The sequence below is a fragment of the Paraburkholderia phenoliruptrix genome, assembly GCF_047325075.1.
Classification (GTDB): domain Bacteria; phylum Pseudomonadota; class Gammaproteobacteria; order Burkholderiales; family Burkholderiaceae; genus Paraburkholderia; species Paraburkholderia phenoliruptrix.
Map to the genome: position 1 here is coordinate 2,172,675 of NZ_CP168531.1, position 18,683 is coordinate 2,191,357.

19 protein-coding genes are annotated in these 18,683 nt (G+C 66.6%); 12 read left to right on the forward strand and 7 right to left on the reverse strand.

Annotated elements, in window-relative coordinates:
* Positions 1-2: 2 nt before the first annotated feature.
* Genes ACEN8U_RS21820 through ACEN8U_RS21845 form a run of 6 tightly spaced genes read left to right on the forward strand, consistent with a single transcriptional unit; the run spans position 3 to position 6,364 of the window.
* Positions 3-1,106 carry a type II secretion system F family protein gene (locus ACEN8U_RS21820; protein WP_310110098.1) on the forward strand — a complete coding sequence of 368 codons (1,104 nt, stop codon included), beginning with the start codon at positions 3-5 and terminating at the stop codon, positions 1,104-1,106.
* Positions 1,107-1,116: 10 nt separating this feature from the next.
* Positions 1,117-1,980: a tetratricopeptide repeat protein gene (locus ACEN8U_RS21825; RefSeq protein ID WP_310110100.1), complete on the forward strand. Its 864-nt coding sequence runs from the start codon at positions 1,117-1,119 to the stop codon at positions 1,978-1,980.
* Positions 1,981-2,005: 25 nt separating this feature from the next.
* Positions 2,006-2,356, forward strand: a complete 351-nt coding sequence (locus ACEN8U_RS21830; RefSeq protein WP_310110102.1) for a DUF3613 domain-containing protein — start codon at positions 2,006-2,008, stop codon at positions 2,354-2,356.
* Between the two features lies 1 nt (position 2,357).
* Entirely contained in the window at positions 2,358-4,190 is a 1,833-nt protein-coding gene (locus ACEN8U_RS21835) for a TadG family pilus assembly protein (protein ID WP_310110104.1), read from the forward strand.
* Positions 4,191-4,200: 10 nt separating this feature from the next.
* A complete protein-coding gene (locus ACEN8U_RS21840) occupies positions 4,201-5,592 on the forward strand; it encodes a sigma 54-interacting transcriptional regulator (RefSeq protein WP_013588081.1) in 1,392 nt (463 codons plus the stop codon).
* Between the two features lie 49 nt (positions 5,593-5,641).
* Positions 5,642-6,364, forward strand: coding sequence for a DUF2968 domain-containing protein (locus ACEN8U_RS21845; RefSeq protein ID WP_310110105.1), 723 nt, complete (start codon positions 5,642-5,644; stop codon positions 6,362-6,364).
* Between the two features lie 157 nt (positions 6,365-6,521).
* On the opposite strand, the gene ACEN8U_RS21850 is transcribed toward ACEN8U_RS21845, so the two are convergent.
* On the reverse strand, positions 6,522-6,722 hold the full coding sequence (locus tag ACEN8U_RS21850) for a hypothetical protein (protein ID WP_310110106.1): 201 nt from the start codon (positions 6,720-6,722) through the stop codon (positions 6,522-6,524).
* A 371-nt stretch (positions 6,723-7,093) separates the two neighbouring features.
* Here ACEN8U_RS21850 and ACEN8U_RS21855 point away from each other — a divergent pair, with 371 nt between their 5' ends.
* Positions 7,094-7,318 carry a hypothetical protein gene (locus ACEN8U_RS21855; protein ID WP_013588084.1) on the forward strand — a complete coding sequence of 75 codons (225 nt, stop codon included), beginning with the start codon at positions 7,094-7,096 and terminating at the stop codon, positions 7,316-7,318.
* Between the two features lie 35 nt (positions 7,319-7,353).
* Here the strand turns inward: ACEN8U_RS21855 and hfq are convergent, their stop codons facing one another.
* Positions 7,354-7,836, reverse strand: coding sequence for an RNA chaperone Hfq (hfq, locus tag ACEN8U_RS21860; protein ID WP_310110107.1), 483 nt, complete (start codon positions 7,834-7,836; stop codon positions 7,354-7,356).
* 321 nt (positions 7,837-8,157) lie between these two features.
* Here hfq and ACEN8U_RS21865 point away from each other — a divergent pair, with 321 nt between their 5' ends.
* The 5 genes from ACEN8U_RS21865 to ACEN8U_RS21885 all read left to right on the forward strand — a co-directional run bounded on the left by ACEN8U_RS21865 (position 8,158) and on the right by ACEN8U_RS21885 (position 11,867).
* On the forward strand, positions 8,158-8,307 hold the full coding sequence (locus ACEN8U_RS21865) for a hypothetical protein (RefSeq protein ID WP_310110108.1): 150 nt from the start codon (positions 8,158-8,160) through the stop codon (positions 8,305-8,307).
* Positions 8,308-8,322: 15 nt separating this feature from the next.
* Positions 8,323-8,874 carry an RNA polymerase sigma factor gene (locus ACEN8U_RS21870; protein WP_310110110.1) on the forward strand — a complete coding sequence of 184 codons (552 nt, stop codon included), beginning with the start codon at positions 8,323-8,325 and terminating at the stop codon, positions 8,872-8,874.
* On the forward strand, positions 8,871-9,737 hold the full coding sequence (locus ACEN8U_RS21875) for an anti-sigma factor (RefSeq protein ID WP_310110112.1): 867 nt from the start codon (positions 8,871-8,873) through the stop codon (positions 9,735-9,737). The genes ACEN8U_RS21870 and ACEN8U_RS21875 overlap by 4 nt, the downstream gene beginning before the upstream one ends.
* A 79-nt stretch (positions 9,738-9,816) precedes the next feature.
* On the forward strand, positions 9,817-11,394 hold the full coding sequence (locus tag ACEN8U_RS21880) for an FAD-binding oxidoreductase (RefSeq protein WP_310110115.1): 1,578 nt from the start codon (positions 9,817-9,819) through the stop codon (positions 11,392-11,394).
* A gap of 62 nt (positions 11,395-11,456) precedes the next feature.
* On the forward strand, positions 11,457-11,867 hold the full coding sequence (locus tag ACEN8U_RS21885; protein ID WP_310110117.1) for a hypothetical protein: 411 nt from the start codon (positions 11,457-11,459) through the stop codon (positions 11,865-11,867).
* On the opposite strand, the gene ACEN8U_RS21890 is transcribed toward ACEN8U_RS21885, so the two are convergent.
* From ACEN8U_RS21890 to ACEN8U_RS21910, 5 genes are all read right to left on the reverse strand, one after another.
* On the reverse strand, positions 11,864-12,898 hold the full coding sequence (locus ACEN8U_RS21890; protein ID WP_310110118.1) for a DUF1571 domain-containing protein: 1,035 nt from the start codon (positions 12,896-12,898) through the stop codon (positions 11,864-11,866). The genes ACEN8U_RS21885 and ACEN8U_RS21890 overlap by 4 nt on opposite strands.
* Positions 12,899-12,947: 49 nt before the next feature.
* Complete coding sequence (locus ACEN8U_RS21895) at positions 12,948-14,756, reverse strand: AMP-binding protein (RefSeq protein WP_310110119.1); 1,809 nt, start codon at positions 14,754-14,756, stop codon at positions 12,948-12,950.
* Positions 14,757-14,825: 69 nt separating this feature from the next.
* Positions 14,826-16,127: an acetyl-CoA C-acetyltransferase gene (locus tag ACEN8U_RS21900; protein ID WP_310110120.1), complete on the reverse strand. Its 1,302-nt coding sequence runs from the start codon at positions 16,125-16,127 to the stop codon at positions 14,826-14,828.
* Positions 16,128-16,276: 149 nt separating this feature from the next.
* The gene (locus ACEN8U_RS21905) at positions 16,277-17,212 is read right to left on the reverse strand and encodes a MaoC/PaaZ C-terminal domain-containing protein (RefSeq protein WP_310110121.1); all 936 of its coding nucleotides are present in this window, start codon (positions 17,210-17,212) and stop codon (positions 16,277-16,279) included.
* Between the two features lie 2 nt (positions 17,213-17,214).
* Positions 17,215-18,630, reverse strand: coding sequence for a 3-oxoacyl-ACP reductase (locus tag ACEN8U_RS21910; RefSeq protein WP_310110123.1), 1,416 nt, complete (start codon positions 18,628-18,630; stop codon positions 17,215-17,217).
* Positions 18,631-18,683: the final 53 nt, after the last annotated feature.

Consider the following 18,683-nt stretch of genomic DNA (forward strand, 5'->3'; position numbering starts at 1 on the left):
CGATGCAGCCGACCGAACTCTTCGCGCTTGCGCTCGTGTGCGCCGCCACGGGCTTGCTGCTGCTCGCCGGCCTGCTGATCGCGCGCCTCGCCGCCGCCCGCCGCAGCGCGCGCACGCTCGCCCATGCGCTCGACGAGCGCGCGCTGCACAGCGCGATGGCGGCGAATGCGCGCGGCGTTCACGGCGGCACGGCGGCGCATGCGTCACTCCATGGGGCACACGCGGCCGGTGCGGCAAGCGCGTTCCGTGCGGCGAGTGCCGCGAGTGGACCGCATGCGCGAGGCGCCTCGAATGCGGCCGGCGCGGCGGCCGGCATCGCACGCGCGCCCGGCATGAAAGGCTTTCTCGAACGATGCGCCGGCGCCGGCATTCGCTGGCTCGACACGTCGGTGGGCCGCCAGGTGGTCGCGGAGGAAGACCGGCGGCTGCTCGAACAATGCGGTTTCGTCGACGCCCGCGCGCGCGGATTGTTCCTGATCGCCCGCGTGGCCGGCGCGATTGTGCTGCCGCTCGTCGCCGGCGCGCTCGGGCACGCGCACGTCGAAGGTCCGCGCTATGTGCTCGTCGTCATCGTCGCGTTCGTGTGCGGCGTGATGGCGCCGAAGGTCGTGTTGCGCCGGCGCGCGGCGGCGCGCCGCGGCGCGGTCGTCGACGAACTGCCGATGCTCGTCGACCTGTTGCGGCTTTTGCAGGGCGTCGGGCTGTCGCTCGATCAAAGCCTTCAGGTGATGGTCAACGATTTTCGCGGCGTCTTGCCGGTGCTGTCGAGCGAACTCGACATTGCGCAGCGTCAGTTCGCCGCCGGACGCACGCGCGAGCAGTCGCTGTCGCGGCTCGCGTCGAGTTTCGAAAACGAAGACCTGCGCGCGGTCGTGCGCCTGCTGATTCAGGTGGACCGGCACGGCGGCGCGGTGCAGGAACCGCTCAAGCAGTTCGGCGACCGGCTGCGCGAAACGCGCCGCGCGATGCTGCGCGAACGCATCGGCCGGATGGCGGTGAAAATGACCGGCGTGATGATCCTGACACTGCTTCCCGCGCTGATGATCGTCACCGCCGGGCCGGGCGTGTTGTCGGTGTCGCACTCGCTGAAGGCGATGCATCGGTAAGGAAAGAGCCATGGCATTGATCAGGATTCGGAAATATTCGTCGCGACGTGCGGCACGTGGCGCTTGCGCTGCCTGCGCGTTCGTCTTGCTCGGTGCCTGCGCGTCGCAGCAGTCGGGCTACGGCGTCGGCCCGCAGGCGGAGCGCCAAGCCTTGCTCCAGCAGGCCAATCGCGATCCGGCGCCCGACACACCGGGCATGTATCTGGGGCTCATCGACCGGATGCAGTCGCAGGGGCTTTACTTTGCCTCGCTCGCGCATATCGACGCGTACGAAAAACAGTACGGCGCCACGCCCGATTCGATCCTGCTGCGCGCGGATGCGCTGCGCATGACCGGGCAGCCTGAGGCGAGCGCGTCCGCCTACCGGCAGTTGCTGCCGACGCCGCTGGCGGCGCGTGCGCATCGCGGGCTCGGGCTGATTGAGGGCGCGCAGGGCGACTTCGGGCTCGCCGCGAGCGAGCTGCAACAAGCCGCGCAGCTCGCGCCGACCGATGCGACGGTGCTGTCCGACCTCGGCTACGCGCGCCTGCGTGCGGGCGACGTCGCCGGCGCGCGCGTGCCGTTGATGAAGGCCGCCGAACTCGATTCGGCCAATCCGAAGATCGTGAGCAATATCGCGCTTTTTCTGCTCGCGAACGGGCAGCCCGCCGAGGCGCAGGCGCTGATGAACCAGCAGAAGCTCGCACTCGACGTGCGCGCGGCGATCCGCAGCGACGCGGCGAAAGTAGTCGCCGCCGGGCGCGGCGGCGCGCGTTCCGGCGCGACGGGCCTGCCGGGTCCGCAGAGCCGGATGGCCGCGCCCGCGGGGACCGTCGCGAGCACGCAGAACACGATGGAACCGGCGCCGCGTCTCTTGCAACGGTTCGCACAATAACTGGCGGCACGGCCGCGGAGGCAGCGTGAAAACGAACGAAAGAAACCAGATACCGTGGCGGCTCGCAGCGCGTGTGGTGATGCTCGCGCTGGCGGCATGCGCGGCTGCTCACGCGGGCGCACAGTCGGCAGGAGCGGGCGAGGCTGTTCAACGCAGCGAGGTCGGGCATTCGACCGCGGCATGGCTCGAGCTTCAGCGCAGCAACGCGCAAGCCGCGGCCGCGCAGCCGATGCTCGGCGAAGAGGCGGGGCTTGCGTATCGGCGCTACATGCAGTCGTTCAAATCGCGCATTCCCGATCTGTACGGCTCCGCGCTGAACCAGGGCAGCGGCGGCGGCCAGGGCGGCGGCCTCACAGGCAGCTTGCCGCAGAACTGATATGCGCTCACGCGATCCCGCGCGCCGCTCTTCGCACTATGGGTGCCATTGGTGCCATTCGCGCGCGCCTCGCTCGCTGTGCCTGCAGCGTCGCGCGGGCGGCTTCGTCGCGCGCAGGCAGCGCGGCGCGATTGCCCTGCTTGCGGCAGTGTGGGTGAGCCTCGCGGTCATCGCGCTCGGCGCCGTCGATATCGGCCACTTCTATTACGCGCGCCGCGATTTGCAGCGCACTGCCGATCTCGCCGCCGCTGCCGGCGTTCAGCTGATCGGCAGCGCGGGCGGCTGTGCAGCGGCCGCGAGTTCCGCCCAGCTCAATGCGACCGCCAACGGCCTGCCAGGCGACGGCGCAGTCCAGACAACCTGCGGCCGATGGGACCCGTCGGCCAATGCCGGCCAGTCGTACTTCGCCGCCTCGGGCACGCCGCTCAACGCCTTGCAGGTGGTGGTCAGCCGGCCGGTGCCGTTCCTGTTCCTCATCGGCCAGACGCGCGAGCTGAGCGCAAGCGCCGTCGCGCAGGCCACCAACATTCGCTCGTTTTCGCTGAGCACGTCAGTGGCGACCCTTTCCGGCGGGCTGCTCAACGGGCTGTTGAACGGGCTGCTCGGCAGCAATGTCAATCTCGACGTCGCGTCTTATCAGGGGCTTGCCACCGCGCAGGTCAAGCTGTCGGATCTCGCCGCCGCACTGGGCGTCGCCTCGATGTCGCAGTTGCTGCAGGCGCAGGTAACGGTCGCGCAACTTGCGACCGCGATGGCAACCGCGCTCAGTCAGGGCAATGTGGCGAGCGCGAGCGTGATCAGCGGACTGAACACGATTGCGAGCGCGTCGACGGGCTCGAACAAAATCAGTCTCGGCGACACGGCCGGCACGAGCGGATTGCTGGCGGTCGGCCTCGCCAATCCGGAAGCGGCGGCCACAGCCAGCATCAATGCGCTCGACGCGCTCATGATCGCCGCGGAAATCGCGCATGGCAACGCGGCGGTGAACCTGGGGACCGCGCTTAACCTGAGCCCGCTCGCCAATGTGACGGCCGAGGCGCGGATTCTGAGGCCGCCCGTGATCGCCGTGGGCGAGGCCGGCACCTATCCGGACGGCAGCTACCGCACGAGCGCGCATTCGGCTTCGGTACAGCTTTATCTGAACGTGCAGCTGGTCAACGTCAATGTGGGGCTCGGGTCAGGATTTCCTTCGCTCGTCAACGTGAGCCTTCTCAATCTGCCGATCTATCTGGAAGTCGCGGACGGTACCGCCGGCTTGCAGGCCACGCAATGTTCGACGCAGAAGTCCACGAGCTACAGCTGGATCTCGGTGACGCCAGATCTGGTGTCGCTGTGCGCGGGCAGCGACGCGTCCAGCAATTTCACCAATACGACGACGGCCACCTCCTGCACGAAGCCCGCTTCGTTGACGTCGGTGAGCGTGCCGCTGCTGAGCCTCGGCGTGATAAACGTCACGCTCGGAACCAGCTCACCCTCGAACGGCTGGAATCTCGGCATGAAGGCGGCGCCGAGCGTGCTGCGCTTTAACAACGTGACCGGCGACAGCGACGACTATCAGAGCACGAACACCAACGCGCTCGGCTCCGCGACGAGCGGGCTCCTCAGCCAGCTCGCGGGCAGCCTCGGGAGTTCGATGCACGCCACGGCGCTCGGCGTCGACATCACCGTGCTCGCTGCGCCGCTGCTGAGCGCGCTTGCCGGGCTGCTCGCGCCCGTACTGAATTCGCTCGACCTGCTGCTCGTTCCGCTGCTGCAACTGCTCGGTGTGCAGCTCGGCGTGAGCACGGTTCACGACCTCGGACTTGCCTGCGGTCAGGCACAACTGGTTTATTGATTCGGCGACCATGAGAACCACCACCAAAATCGAGGAACTCGATATTTACGTCTGGGAGGGCAAGGCCGACATCGTCGACCGGGTCGCGCGCTGCATGGCGAGCTTCGACGTCGAAGTGATCCGTGCCGACGACATCGCGATTTCGCCCGAGCGGACGGCGCTGCGGCCTTCGCTCGCGATCATCAGCGTGTCGGTGATCGACAGCGGCGCGTTCATTCTGCGCGACTGGCAGGCTGCGCACGGCATTCCGGTGGTCTGGGTCGGCGCCGCGCCGCGCGACCACGATCCCTCCATGTATCCGGCCGAGTACTCGCACATCCTGCCGCTCGACTTCACCTGCGCCGAGCTGCGCGGCATGGTGACGAAGCTCGTGCTGCAGATGCGCGCGCACAGCGCGAAGACGCACGAGTCCGACGCGATGATCGCCAACTCGGAGTGCATGCAGGCGCTGCTGCACGAAGTCGATACATTCGCCGACTGCGACACGAGCGTGCTCGTGCACGGCGAGACCGGCGTGGGTAAGGAGCGCATCGCGCAACTGCTGCACGAAAAACATAGCCGCTACGGCAAGGGGCCGTTCGTCGCGGTGAATTGCGGCGCAATTCCCGACGGCCTGTTCGAGTCGCTCTTTTTCGGCCACTCGAAGGGCTCGTTTACCGGCGCGGTCGTTGCACACAAGGGCTACTTCGAGCAGGCCGACGGCGGCACGCTCTTTCTCGACGAAATCGGCGATCTGCCGCTTTACCAGCAGGTCAAGCTGCTGCGCGTGCTGGAGGACAGCGCGGTCACGCGCATCGGCTCGGCGACCCCCGTCAAGCTCGACTTCCGGCTCGTTGCGGCGACCAACAAGCATCTGCCGCAGCTGGTTAAGGACGGCAGCTTTCGCGCGGATCTGTACTACCGGCTCGCGGTGATCGAGCTGAAGATTCCGTCGCTGGAAGAGCGGGGCGCAGTCGACAAGATCGCGATCTTCAAGGCCTTCATCGCCCAGGTGGTGGGCGCCGAGCGCCTCGCCGGCCTGCCGGATTTGCCGTACTGGCTGGCGGACGCCGTTGCCGATACGTATTTTCCCGGCAACGTGCGCGAGCTGCGCAACCTCGCCGAACGGATCGGCGTGACGGTGCGCCAGATCGGCGCATGGGACGCCGCGCGCCTGCAGCGGCTCCTCGCGCTCGCCCGCAGCAGCCAGCCCGTGCCGGCGGAAAGCGCAGCCGAGGTGCTCGTGGACCGCAGCAAATGGGACATGGCCGAGCGCAACCGCGTGATCGCCGCACTCGACGCCAACAGCTGGCGGCGTCAGGATACGGCGCTCTATCTCGGCATCAGCCGCAAGGTGCTGTGGGAGAAAATGCGTAAGTACCAAATTTTCGACGAAGAGCCCGAAACCCGCGAAAGTGAGTAATAATGAGACGATTGGGAACTAAAACAAAAACTGTCGAAGCAGGAATTACATGGACCACAAGTCGAAACTACGACAGATCGCCGTTGCCGCGATCATGGCGTTGGGGGTAGCACAAGGCGCATGCGCACAGTCCCTGCCTGAGAACAACGGAACCGCCGGCGTCGTTTCCCAGCCCGGTACCACAGCCGCGCTGCCGTCCACGCCGTTGCCGGCGCAGACGCAGGTTCAGACTTCGGCGCTCACGCCTGAGGAAGCGAAGCAATCCGCTGCGGGCAACGTCGCGGAATTGCAGCAGATGATCAAAGGCTCCGACCTGAGCGAGCTGCGCACCACCTACAACGGCAGTTACGGCGCAAGCTTGCTGTTCCACGGCAAGGAGATGACGTACTACGTGGCGCTCTTCCAGCAGAAGAACTTCTGGCGCGTCATTAAGACGCAGGACGCGGCGCGCGCTGAAATGATTTACCGCGACTTCGTGCGCCAGACCGTGCAGCTCTCGGACGTGGAAATTCGCCGCACGCAGCTCGAAGCGCAAAAGGCGTTCACGGAACGCATGATCGCGCTCTCGCAAAGCCGCGCCAACCGGCTGCAGGCGGACCTCGACGTCGCCCGCCAGCAGCAGACCATTGTGGCGAACCAGCAGCAACAGACCCGTGCCGAAGCCGTGGCGCTCGCCCAGCAAAAGTCTGCGGCGCAGGAGCAACTGCGGGCCGCCCAGCGCCAGGTGCGCGAACTGCAACGGCAGCTGGAAAGCGGCTTGCCCGTGCATTGAGCCGGACAGTCCGACTGCTTCACGCGAGCCCAGCGCGACGTTGCCCAAAACGTCCACCAGACCGGGCTAGCGATACACCGCATCTTTGCAGCCGCATCGCGCTCACGCATAGTGCGCGCGATGCGTTGGCGGCTCGCCACCTGTTTTTCGCCGCGCGCTAGCGCTGCTTCTTTTTTTCCACCGGCTGGTGCGATGGCGGTTTCGACGCTCCTTGTGCGTCGTCGTCATGGACGGCGATCGGGTCGCTCGCGGGGAAGCTTTCTTCTAGCGCCTCGTCGAGGCGGCTATCCGTAGAGTCGAGCGCACGCTCCGTCTGCTTTCCGGCGGACGGCGGCGCCGTGGGCTTGTTGCTTGTCATGGCGGGCTTCCAGTGGACACATTCGACGATTCAGCATAGCGCAAACGCTGCGCCAGCGGCATTGGCCGGACGGCCTAAGACGCGCACGCGCCTCGCCACGCCACGCGAGACGACAACGGCGCGCCCGGGCGCTCGCGGGGGCGCGCCGCTCAATATCAAATCAGCAGAAACTTCAAACGTGGGCACGCCGGCTCGTTTTCCGTGTGTCGCAGGAAGGCCGTGCGGTCAACAACAATCAACGGCCGGTTGCGTGGACCGGTCCATCGGACCGCCGGCGGCGAGCGGGCAGGACAAGCTTCGGGAGGGGCGCGAACTCAGTTGACCAACTCAGTCGACAAACTCAATCGACGAACCACGAGGCAGCGAAAACCATGAACAGGAAACCCGTGCGCCCGAAGCGTTTCAATGCTTCACACGTGGTGGAAGCAGAGTTGGACCATCTGGATTGGGCAACGAAGCAGCCGGCGCAGCGGATGCTGGACGCCGGCTACTGGCGGCGCCGGCTGTTGGCGGTCAAGTGCAAGTTCGAGCTGTCGGAACAGCAGGTAGCGAGAGTAGAGAAAATTCTGCAGCGGCTCGGTCCTCTCCAGGAGTGACCGGCGCCGCCCCGGCTTCATGTTGAGCCAGTTGCTTACTCGTGCCCGCCGTTCCCGCTGCCGCCGTGATTGCCATGGTTCCCGCCGTCGCCACCCGTGCCGAACAGACGCCGGCGGCGTGTCACGACCACCGGAGCGTCCGACGCGGCGCCGCGTTCCGGGGCGGCCCGGTCGGACGGCGCACCGTACGATTCGCGCGGTTCGCGGGGTTCGCGAGGTTCGCGGGGTTCACGATGCTCGCGCGAACCGTGAGGTCCGCGAGTAGTATGTTCACCATGCGACGGGCGGCCGGCGCGCGGCGCCGGGCGGGTGCCGGTGTCGAGCTGGATTGTCGAGATGGCGCGCTTGTAGATGCCCTGCAGGCCGACGGGCGTGCGCAGCATCACCAGATATTGGTCGAACGACTCGATGCAGCCCGTCAGGCGGATGCCGTTGACGAGGTAGATCTCAACGCGCTTTCGTTCTTTGCGCGCAGCGTTCATGAAGTCGTTTTGCGGATGCGATTCTGCGGAAGCCATGGACAATTCAGGTTAGAAAGACGGTGGTTCGCCGCGATTCTACCCTGTGTAGGGGCAGAACGCGTCGGCGGGCGAACTGCGTCCACTATAACGGCTTGCGCTCACATAAGCACCTGGTAACTAGGGGCTGTAACGTTGAGTTACCAAATCAGCCGGGCATTGGCCGGCTTCTTCGGCCAGAGCAGGCGCTTGCCGACGCCAATGGCGGAAAAAGCTGGCCTCACGCGGTGCATCGTCGGAATAAATCGCCGGGCCCGTGCGTTAAGACAGGGACAGCATCGCACAGTTGAACCGCCCACTCTGGCCCAGATGGAGACTCACATGAAATCCACCCGCATTCTCGGCATGATCCTCATGCTGTTCGCCCTCGCACTGGGCTCGCTCGCCACGAGCGCCTGCACGTCCGCGACCGACAGCAGCGCGTCCAGCACCAGCGGGAGCGGCGGCAGTGGCAGCGGCGGCGGCTACTGAGCGTTTGCGCTCCGGGTGAGCTTCGAAGCCGAAGTGATTGCGTGGCTCCCGCAGCTGCGCCGCTATGCGCGGGCGCTGACCGGGGACCGCGCGTGGGCCGACGACCTCGTGCAGGACACGGCGGAGCGCGCGCTCGCGCGCTGGACGGCGTTCCGGCCGAACAGCAATCTGCGCGCGTGGCTGCTCACCATCCTGCGGCATCTGTATATCGATCAATTGCGCGGCCGCCGCGAGATTACAGTCGACGAAGAAAGCGCCCCCTGGCGCAATCTCGAGGCGCCGCCACGCGAGGTCGACGGGCTCGTGCTGCGCGATCTGCAGCGCGCGCTGTATTGTTTGCCGCTCGAGCAGCGTGAGGTGCTGCTGCTCGTCTGCGTGGAGGAACTGACGTATCAGGAGACGTCGAAAGCGCTCGGCGTGCCGGTGGGCACGGTGATGTCGCGGCTGTCGCGCGCGCGCGAGCATCTGCGCGTGTTGCTGGAAGGGCCCGCCGAGGGGACCGGCGAAGGGGCGAGGCAAGGGCCGGCGCGCAAGCCGCCGCTGAAAGTAGTGAGAAATCCGCGATGAATAACGACCACGATGCCAGCTTGCCCGACGGGGTGGATCTGCGAGCGCTGTCGGCGTTCGTCGACGATGAGGTGTCCGCCGGCGAGCGCGAGCGCATTGCCGCGCTGCTCGCCGCGCATCCGCAAGCCGCCGCGCGGGTGGCCGCGTGGCGCGCGCAAAAAGCCGCGCTGCGCGTGTTGTGCGGCGCGCCGCAGGCCGATACGCCGCGCGCTGCCGCGAGCCACGCGCCGCTTCCTGGCCACGACTCATCGCCGAGCGCCGACGACCCCGCCGTCATCGTGCTGCGTCCGCGCACGCCGTGGTGGCGGCATGTCGGTGTCGCCGCGTGCTGGCTCGCTCTGGGCGCCGGGCTCGCGCTCGCGCTCGGCCCGCTCGCGCCGCGCCTGACGGGCGGCGCATGGAACGGCCTGGGCGCACGCGCCCCGAGTTTCGCCGAGCGCGCCGACATTGCGTATGCGGTCTACACGCCGGAGCGGCGGCATCCCGTGGAAGTGGCGGCGAGCGAGGAAGAGCATCTGATCAACTGGCTCTCCAGGCGGCTGAACCGGCCGCTTTCGGTGCCGTCGTTGCAGGAATACGGTTACTCGCTGGTGGGCGGGCGGCTGTTGCCCGGCGACGCGGGGCCCGCTGCGCAATTCATGTACGAGAACCGCGCGGGCGCGCGCCTCACGCTGTACGTGACGGGCACGGCGCGCGACGAGAACGCCTTCCGCCTGCTGCGCGACGGCAACCGGCGCACCTTCTACTGGATCAGCGACGGCATGGGCTATGCACTGTCGGGACCCATCGCGGAAGGCAAGCTGCGCTCGATCGCCGTGGACGTGTGCAGCGCGCTCGGCGGCAAGCCGGAAGCGTGGCAATAGTGGGAATAGTGGGAATAGTGGCAAGAGTGGTAATCGCCACGCGCCCAGAAGAGCCGCGCACGCCGCAGAGGACACGCCCTTGAGCCGCCAGCTGCCGCCGAAGCTTTCCGCCGCTCAGTTCGACGCGGCGCTGGCCGCGTGGCGGGCGATCGTCGGCGAGCAGCATGTGGTCGATTCGGCAGCCGGACGCTCGGCCTATCTCGACCCGTTTGCGCCCGGCGAGCGCGCGGCGTTTGCGGCGAGTGCCGCGCTGCTGCCCGCATCCGTCGAAGAAATCCGCGCGATTCTGCGCGTGGCCAATCACTATCGCATTCCGTTGTGGACCGTCTCCACCGGGCGCAACTTCGCGTACGGCGGCGCGGCGCCCCGTCTGACGGGCTCCGTCGTGCTGGATCTGCAACGGATGAACCGCATCCTCGAAGTGAACGAGACGCTCGCCTATGCGCTCGTCGAGCCGGGCGTCAGCTACTTCGATCTGCACGCGCATCTGAGGGAGCGCGGCTACCGGCTGTGGGTCGATCCGCCGGCGGCGGGCTGGGGCAGCGTGGTCGGCAATACGCTCGAGCGCGGCTTCGGCTATACGCCGTACGGCGACCATGCGGCCACGCAATGCGGAATGGAAGTGGTGCTCGCCAACGGCGACGTGCTGCGCACCGGCATGGGCGCGATCGACACGAGCACCGCGTGGCAGCTCTACCAGCCGGGCTACGGACCGTCGTTCGACGCGATGTTCATGCAGTCCAACTACGGCGTCGTCACCAAACTCGGCGTGTGGCTGATGCCGGCGCCGCCCGCGTATCTGCTCGGCGAAATCCAGTTTCGCCATGAAACGGATCTGGAAGCGATCGTCGAGATACTGCGGCCGTTGCGTCTTGACGAAACGATCCGCAATCAGGCGGTGATCGAAGGCGGCTTGCGGCGCGCAGCCGGGCTGTCGGCGCGCCGCGAGTGGTACGACGGTCCGGGCGCGATGCCCGAAAACGCGGTGGCCGCGATGCTCGACAAGCTGAACGTCGGCCGCTGGAACCTGCATTTCGCACTGTACGGTACGCCGGAGCTGATCGACGCGCGCTATGCGATCGTTCAGCGGGCCTTCGCACGCGTGAAGGACGCGCGACTTTTCGCCAGACGCTATTCAGGCGACGCAGAGCCCGTCGCGGGCGGCGACCGCAATCTTGCCGGCATCCCGGCGATGAGCGCTTTTCGCATGCTCGACTGGCGCGGCGGCGCGGGCGCCCATGTGGATTTCGCGCCGGTGTGTCCCGCAACCGGGCGCGATGCGCTGCGCCAATACTTCATGGTCAAGGCGCGCGCGGCGGAATATGGCTTCGATTACTACGGCGGCTTTACTGCCGGCGTGCGTCATCTGCACCACATCTTCGCGGCGATTTTCGATCGTGACGACGCAGGTCAGGTCGAGCAGGCGGGCGCGCTGCTGCGCTCGCTGATGAGCGACGCGCGCGCGGCCGGCTACGGCGAATACCGCGCGCACCTTGCGTACATGGACTTTGCCGCTGCGCAATACAGTTTCAACGACGGCGCGTTGCTGCGGCTATCCGAAACGATCAAGGACGCGCTCGACCCCAACGGTATTCTCGCGCCGGGCAAGCAGGGCATCTGGCCGGCGGCGTGGCGCGATCGGCGCGGTTATACGTGATCGCGTGATCGCGTGAGCGCATGAGCGCAACGGGGCACGCATGAGGTCGGCGGAGAACCACCATGGACCGGCGCACTTTCATGATGACGAGTGCATGGCTTTCCACCCCGGCGGGCTCGGCGTGGGCCTTGCCGTGGGCTGGGCTCGCGCACGCCGCGGCGCGCGGCGGCACCTTCGCGATTGCCGATTCGAGCTTGCCCGCGAGCGCCGCGTTCGCCCGCTGCACCACGGCGATGAACCTGCCCGTTTTCGAAACCGGCGACGACATCGGGCTCCTGTGGCACCTGAGGCTCCTACCGCTGCTGAGTCAATCCGCCGATGCCGGCACGACGCCGTGGTTGATAGGCGTCACGCGCGCGTCGGACTACTTCGTGCTGAAGGAACTCGCCACTCGCGCAACGCATCGGCTTGAGCACAGCCACGAACAGGACGCACAGTCGGCGCAGGTGAGCTTCGTGCTGGCCCCGCGTTAGAACTTATAAGCCTTGTTTTTCGGGTCGAACGTCGCGTCGTCGAAGGTTTTCGGCGTAATCGTTTCGAAGACGATCCTTTCGAAGATGCGGCCTTCGTTGTCGTAAGACTCGACGGTGCGGAAATACGGGTGCCGCAAATCGAGCCCGAGCGTTTCCTTTTTCGCGTAGAACTGCGGCTGGCCGGTGGGCGTCTCGAAGGTCAATGCAAGCACGCGCACGCCGTCGATGGTCTTCACTTCGATCTGCGTCGAGCGCGGCAAACCGGCCTCGATATATTTCTTGCCCTCTTCGAGATACTGCCGGGCGATATATTCGGTGCCGAGATCGCGCACCTGGTGGTTCGATTGCGAGCGGGCAAGGGCGCCGTTCAGCGACGTCCAGAGCGGCATGACGTTCATGATGCCGCCGAGGTGGCCGTACATTTCGTCGGTACGTTTGGACTCGTCGTAGATGATTTCCTGGCCCGCGTGCGCGCCGTCCGGCAGCCATTTTGCGTAGATGCGCAGCGGGTCGTGCGCGACGCGCACCAGCATGTGATCGGGCTTGTCGGGCCACTGGCCGCGAATGCGTTCGGCGCGCGACATCGTGAACTCATACGACGCATAGCCGTTCGGGCCTTCCTTGATATAGCGCGGCAGCGCGAGCGGATCGAGCGACTTGAAAAGCGCGGCCAGTTGCGCGTCGTCGAGCGCTTCGAGTGCGCCGCTTTGCTGCGCGGCGCGCAGCCATTTCACCTGCTGGTCGAGCGTCAGCTTGCCGACCTGCGAGGCCGGCGTGGATGGCGGCTTGACCGCGCTTGCTGCTTCGAGCGGCGGCGGCTTGTCGTCGTTTTGCGCGAACACGGGCGAACTCGCGACACCGAGCGCCGCCCATGCGATGAGCGCGCCAATCCGCGCCACGTCGGGCCGGAGCCTGCGTCCCGGATTCGCGGAGCTACCCGTGGCGGCACCCGCGGCGGCACCCACGGCGGCTTTCGCGTCGGGACGCACCGAGCGAAACCGGGACAGGCGTGCGAACAGCCAATGCGTCATCGAATTCTCCCGAAGGGTGGCGCAAGACCCCATGCAAGCGCCTTGCCTGTCAGGCAGACTTTTGCTTCGCGAGTTCCTCGTCGCGCAGCGCGCGGCGCAGAATCTTGCCGACGTTGGTTTGCGGTAGCTCGTCGCGGAATTCGACCACTTTCGGAATCTTGTAGCCCGTCAGGTTCTTGCGGCAATGCGCGATCACCTGCTCGGCGGTGAGCGACGGATTGCGCTTCACGACAAACACTTTCACGCGCTCGCCCTGGGCTTCGTCGGGCACACCGATTGCAGCGACTTCGCGCACGTCGGGATGCGCCGCGATTACGTCCTCGATCTCGTTCGGGTACACGTTGAACCCCGACACGAGAATCATGTCCTTCTTGCGGTCGATGAGACGAATGAAGCCGCGCGAATCCATCACGCCGATGTCGCCGGTCGCAAGCCAGCCTTCGTCGTCGATCACCTTGGCGGTTTCGTCCGGGCGGTTCCAGTAGCCTTTCATGACTTGCGGCCCTTTCACGCACAGCTCGCCCGCCTCGCCGATGTCGGCCCAACTGCCGTCGTCCTTGCGAAAGCGCACTTGCGTGGACGGCGCGGGCAAACCGATCGAGCCCTCGAAGTCGCGCAGGTTCGAAATGTCGACGGGATTCATCGACACGATCGGCGAGCATTCGGTCAAGCCATAGCCTTCGATAATCGGTTTGCCGGTCACCGCCTTGAAGCGCTCGGCCACCGACCTTTGCGTCGCCATGCCGCCCGCCATCGCGAGTTTGAGGTCGGAGAAATCGCGTTTGCAGAACTCCTCGTTTTCCAGAAACGCGTTATAGAGCGTGTTGACCGCCGTCATGCCGGTGAACTTCTCATGGCGGATGATCATCATCACGCGCTTCATGTCGCGCGGATTCGCGATCAGGATGTTGCGCCCGCCGAGCCCCATGAAAATGAGCGCATTCACCGTGAGCGAATAGATGTGATAGAGCGGAAGCGGCGTGAGCACCGTTTCTGTTTCGCCGCTCAGTTGTCCTTCCGACCACGCCTTGGCCTGCAGCAGATTCGCGATGATGTTGCGATGCGTGAGCATGGCACCCTTCGCGACGCCCGTTGTTCCTCCGGTGTACTGAAGAAATGCAATGTCGTGATGTGTCAGCCGAACCGGCGTGACGGGCCGCGTGTAGCCGACGGCAAGCGCCTTCAGGAGCGGCACCGCTTGCGGCAGATCGTAGGCGGGCACCATCTTCTTCACGTGACGCAGCATGAAGTTGAGCAGACGTCCCTTCACATTCAGGCCGTCCCCGAGCAGGTCGCCTAGCCCCGTCACGATTACGTTCTGCACTTTCGTGCCCGGCAGCGCGTCCTGTACCGTCTTCGCAAAGTTCTCGAACACGACGATGGTTTGCGCGCCGCTGTCCTTCAACTGATGCGCGAGCTCGCGCACCGTATAAAGCGGATTGACGTTGACCACCACCGCGCCCGCTTTGAGTACGCCGAAGAGCGACACCGGATACTGGAACGTATTGGGCAGCATGATCGCGACGCGCTCGCCGGGCGCCACGCCGATACTCTGCAAATACGCAGCGAACGCGCTCGCCTTGCGGCCGAGTTCGCCGTAAGTCATGCTTGCGCCGACGCTCACGTAGGCGACGCGCTCGCGGAAGCGCGCGATGCATTCGTCGAAGAACTGCACGATCGACTCGTATTGGCCGACGTCGATTTCATGCGGCACGCCGGCCGGATACGACGCGTACCAGATGCCGTCGGTGTTCGGCGCGCGCAGCGTTTTGTGCGCTGTCTGCGCGAGATCGTCGGCGCGCGCGCCGGCCTCATTCGCAGCGGCGGGCGAGGGCGGGGCTTGAGTGGGCTCGGTCATCGGTCGTCTCCTGAAGCCTGGGCTTCCTGTGTTCGTATAGAGGCTGGGCGTGCGCAAGCGGGAGGAGGATCAGCGCTCCAGAATCGCCACCACGCCCTGGCCGCCCGCCGCGCAAATCGAAATCAGTCCACGCGCGCTGCCCGCCGGTCCGTCGAGCTGCGCAAGCATCTTCGCGAGACCGGCGACGATGCGTGCGCCCGTCGCGGCGAACGGATGGCCCGTCGCGAGCGAGCCGCCGTTCACATTGAGTTTCGCGCGGTCGATCGCGCCGAGCGGGGCGTCGAGGCCCAACTGCGTGCGGCAGTATTCGTCGTCCTGCCAGGCGGCGAGCGTGCACAACACCTGCGCCGCGAACGCTTCGTGGATCTCGTAGAAATCGAAGTCCTGCAACGTCAGTCCCGCTCGCGCGAGCATGCGCGCCACCGCGTAGGCCGGCGCCATCAAGAGGCCTTCTTTCTTGTCGAAGAAGTCGACGGCCGCGGTTTCCGACCAGCTCAGGTACGCGAGCACCGGCAAGCCGCGGCGCGCGGCCCAGTCTTCGCTGGCGAGCAGCACGGCGGACGCGCCGTCGGTGAGCGGCGTGGAATTGCCGGCGGTCAGCGTGCCCGCGTCGCGGTCGAAGGCGGGCTTGAGCGAGGCGAGCTTTTCGAGCGTCAGGTCGGCGCGCAGATTGTTGTCGCGCGCGAGGCCGCGGTACGGCGTCATCAGATCGTTGAGAAAGCCGCGCGCATACGCTTGCCCGAGCTTGCGGTGGCTGTCGTAGGCGAGCACGTCCTGGGCTTCGCGCGAAATGTTCCAGCGCTTTGCCATCAGCTCGCAGTGCTCGCCCATTGAAAGACCGGTGCGCGGCTCGCCGTTGCGCGGCAATAGCGGCTTGAAGAACATGCCGGGCCGCAGCTTCGCGAGCGCGCCGACGCGCTGGCCCGCACTCCGGCCGCGATTCGCTTCGAGCAGAATCTTGCGCATGTTTTCGTTCACGCCGATTGGCGCATCCGACGTCGTATCCACACCGCCCGCGATGCCCACGTCGATCTGTCCCAACGCAATCTTGTTGGCGACGAGTATCGTCGCTTCGAGCCCGGTGCCGCAGGCCTGTTGCACATCGTACGCGGGTGTTTCCTTCGCCAATGTGGTGGACAGCACGGATTCGCGCGTCAGATTGAAGTCGCGCGAATGCTTGATGACCGCGCCTGCCGCGACTTCGCCGAGGCGTTCGCCGTGCAGCTCATAGCGGTCGATCAGCCCTTGCAGCGTAAAAGTCAGCATGTCCTGATTCGACGCGGTCGCATAGGCCGTGTTCGAGCGGGCGAACGGAATCCGGTTGCCGCCGAGAATCGCGACGCGGCGCACGGGTGGCAGCGGGTGAGGCATGCGTGGCTCCTTTGCGTTTTGCCTGATTGCTTGTGCCTGATTGCGTGTTCCTGAGCGTTTTTTCCTGAGCGTGTGTCGCGTGCCGGATCAGCACGGCGGATCGACACGGCGAGCGCGGCTGCCGCGCCCGCGTCTCACGCAGGCGCGTGTCATTGCAATCTCCATTGCATGCGGGCGCGCAAATGCGGCTTTTCTCCGGCGATGTCGCGCACCTCGATATCGCGTTCGATCAGCGACGACGACGCGCTCCATAGCGACGCTTCGCCCGGCAGCAGCATTGGCAGCTTGAATTCGGCGGCAAGCGTCGCTTCGGCAAGCGGCTTGGGCGGCTGCAATGAGGAGGCCGCGCGCGCGAGCGTCCACATGCCGTGCGCGATCGCTCGGGGAAAGCCGAATGCCTTCGCCGACAGCCCGCTCAGATGAATCGGGTTGTAGTCGCCTGAAACGCTCGCGTAGTCGCGGCCGAGCTGCGGCGCGAGTTGCCAGCGCGCGACGCGTTGCAACGCGTCGGTGTCCACCTGGAGCGGATCGAGCGGGCCGCCGCCGGCCGGCACGCCGCGCTTCAGATAGACGCTGTCGCCGTCCCACACGGCTTCTCCGCGCCGGTAGATGCGCGTGTGCAGCAGGAACGCCTGGCCCTTGTCGTGGCGCAGCAGCGCGCCGAACTCCACTTCGACGCGCAGCAGATCCTTGTAGGCGAGCGGCCGGCGCAGACGCACGTGATTCGCGAGATGCAGCAGGCCGACCGCGGGCCAGGGAAACGCCGGATCCGTCAGCATCAGCAGATGCAGCGGAAACGCGAGCACATGCGGATACGTGAGCGGCACGCCGTGCTCGGGGATGAAGCCGCACACGCGGGCATAGCGCCACGCCGGCCCGGGATCGAGCGCGACGGCGGGGCGCACGAGACGCAAGGCGGGCAGCTGCGCCGGACGCCCGCGCTTGACGATGCCCGACAGCGCGCGTGCGTAGAGCCGCGCGGGTGTGGGCAAGGTTTCCACGACCACAGTCCTCGGCCGCACCCCGTCGCGCCGCGCGAGTTCGGATGTGTGGTTGCCGCCGAACGGATCTCCGGGTTCTTGCATGCTCAGGCTCCGATCAGGCTTTGTCCGCACACGCGCACCACCTGCCCGCTGATGCCGCCCGAGCCGGGATGCGCGAGCCACGCGATGGTCTGCGCGACGTCGACCGGCTGGCCGCCTTGGGAGAGCGAATTCAGGCGGCGGCCGGCTTCGCGAAGGGTCAACGGCATTTTCGCTGTCATCTCCGTTTCGATGAAGCCCGGCGCGACCGCGTTGATCGTGATGCCGCGCGCGCGCAACAGCGGCGCCATGCTTTGCACGCGGCCGATCACGCCCGCTTTCGAGGTCGCATAATTAGTCTGGCCGGCATTGCCCGCGATGCCGCTGATCGACGACACGCCGATGATGCGTCCGCCGTCGCGCAGAATGCCGGCCGCGAGCAACGCGTCGTCGATGCGCTCCTGTGCGGAGAGGTTGATGTCGAGCACGCTTTGCCAGGCCGCTGCCGTCATCTTCGCGATGGTCTTGTCTTTGGTGATGCCGGCGTTGTGCACGACGATGTCCACGCCGTCGTCGTCGAGCGCGGCGGCGATCTGCGCGGGAGCTTCCGGCGCGGCGATGTCGAAGGCAAGCGGCGTGCCGTTCAACTGGCGCAAGGTCGCGTCGAGCGCGTCGCGCGCAGACGGAATGTCGACCCCGATCACGTGCGCGCCTTGTGCCGCCAGCACGCCCGCAATCGCCGCGCCGATGCCGCGCGCCGCGCCTGTCACCACCGCGCGCCGGTTCGCGAGCGGCGCGTGCCAGTCGAAAGGCGTGGACTCCACGGCGTCGGCACCGTCGGCGGAAACCTGCACGACCTGGCCCGACACGTAGGCCGAGCGCGGCGACAGAAAGAAGCGCAGCGTAGACTCCATCCCATGCTCGGCACCCGCGCCGACATACACCAGATTCGCTGTCACGCCGCGCCGCGCCTCCTTGCCGAGCGAACGCACGAGGCCTTCGAGCGCGCGTTGCGCGGTCCACTGCCGCGGGCTCGCGCAGTCTTGCGGCGGCCGGCCGAGCACGACAATGCGGCCGCACTTGCCGAGCGAGCGCAGCGTGTCGTGAAAAAACGCATGCAGCGGTTCGAGCTGGCTGCTGTCCTCGATACCGCTCGCGTCGAAGATCAGCGCGGCAAGACGCGCGGCCGAGCCGGAATCCGCGGGCTCGAACCGCCCCGTCATCAGACCATGGCGATGCGCGAGCGGCATCCACAGGCCGGCGCTTGCATGCGCGACGCTCGTCACGCCGATGCTTGCCACCAGATTCGCGAGCGCATCCAGCAGACGCGGTTCGCGCCCCGCGCCGATTGCAACGAGCCCCTCGAACTCGGGGCGATCCGCGCGATAGCGGCGCAGCACCTCGGGCTTCGGAAGCCCCAGCGAGCGCGCAAGGCGCGCGCCGAACGGCGAATTGACGAAGTTCAGGTAAGCGTCGTTCATATTGTTCGTGGCTCCGCCGGATACGCCTGCACGTCCGTCAGTGTGTACTCAGT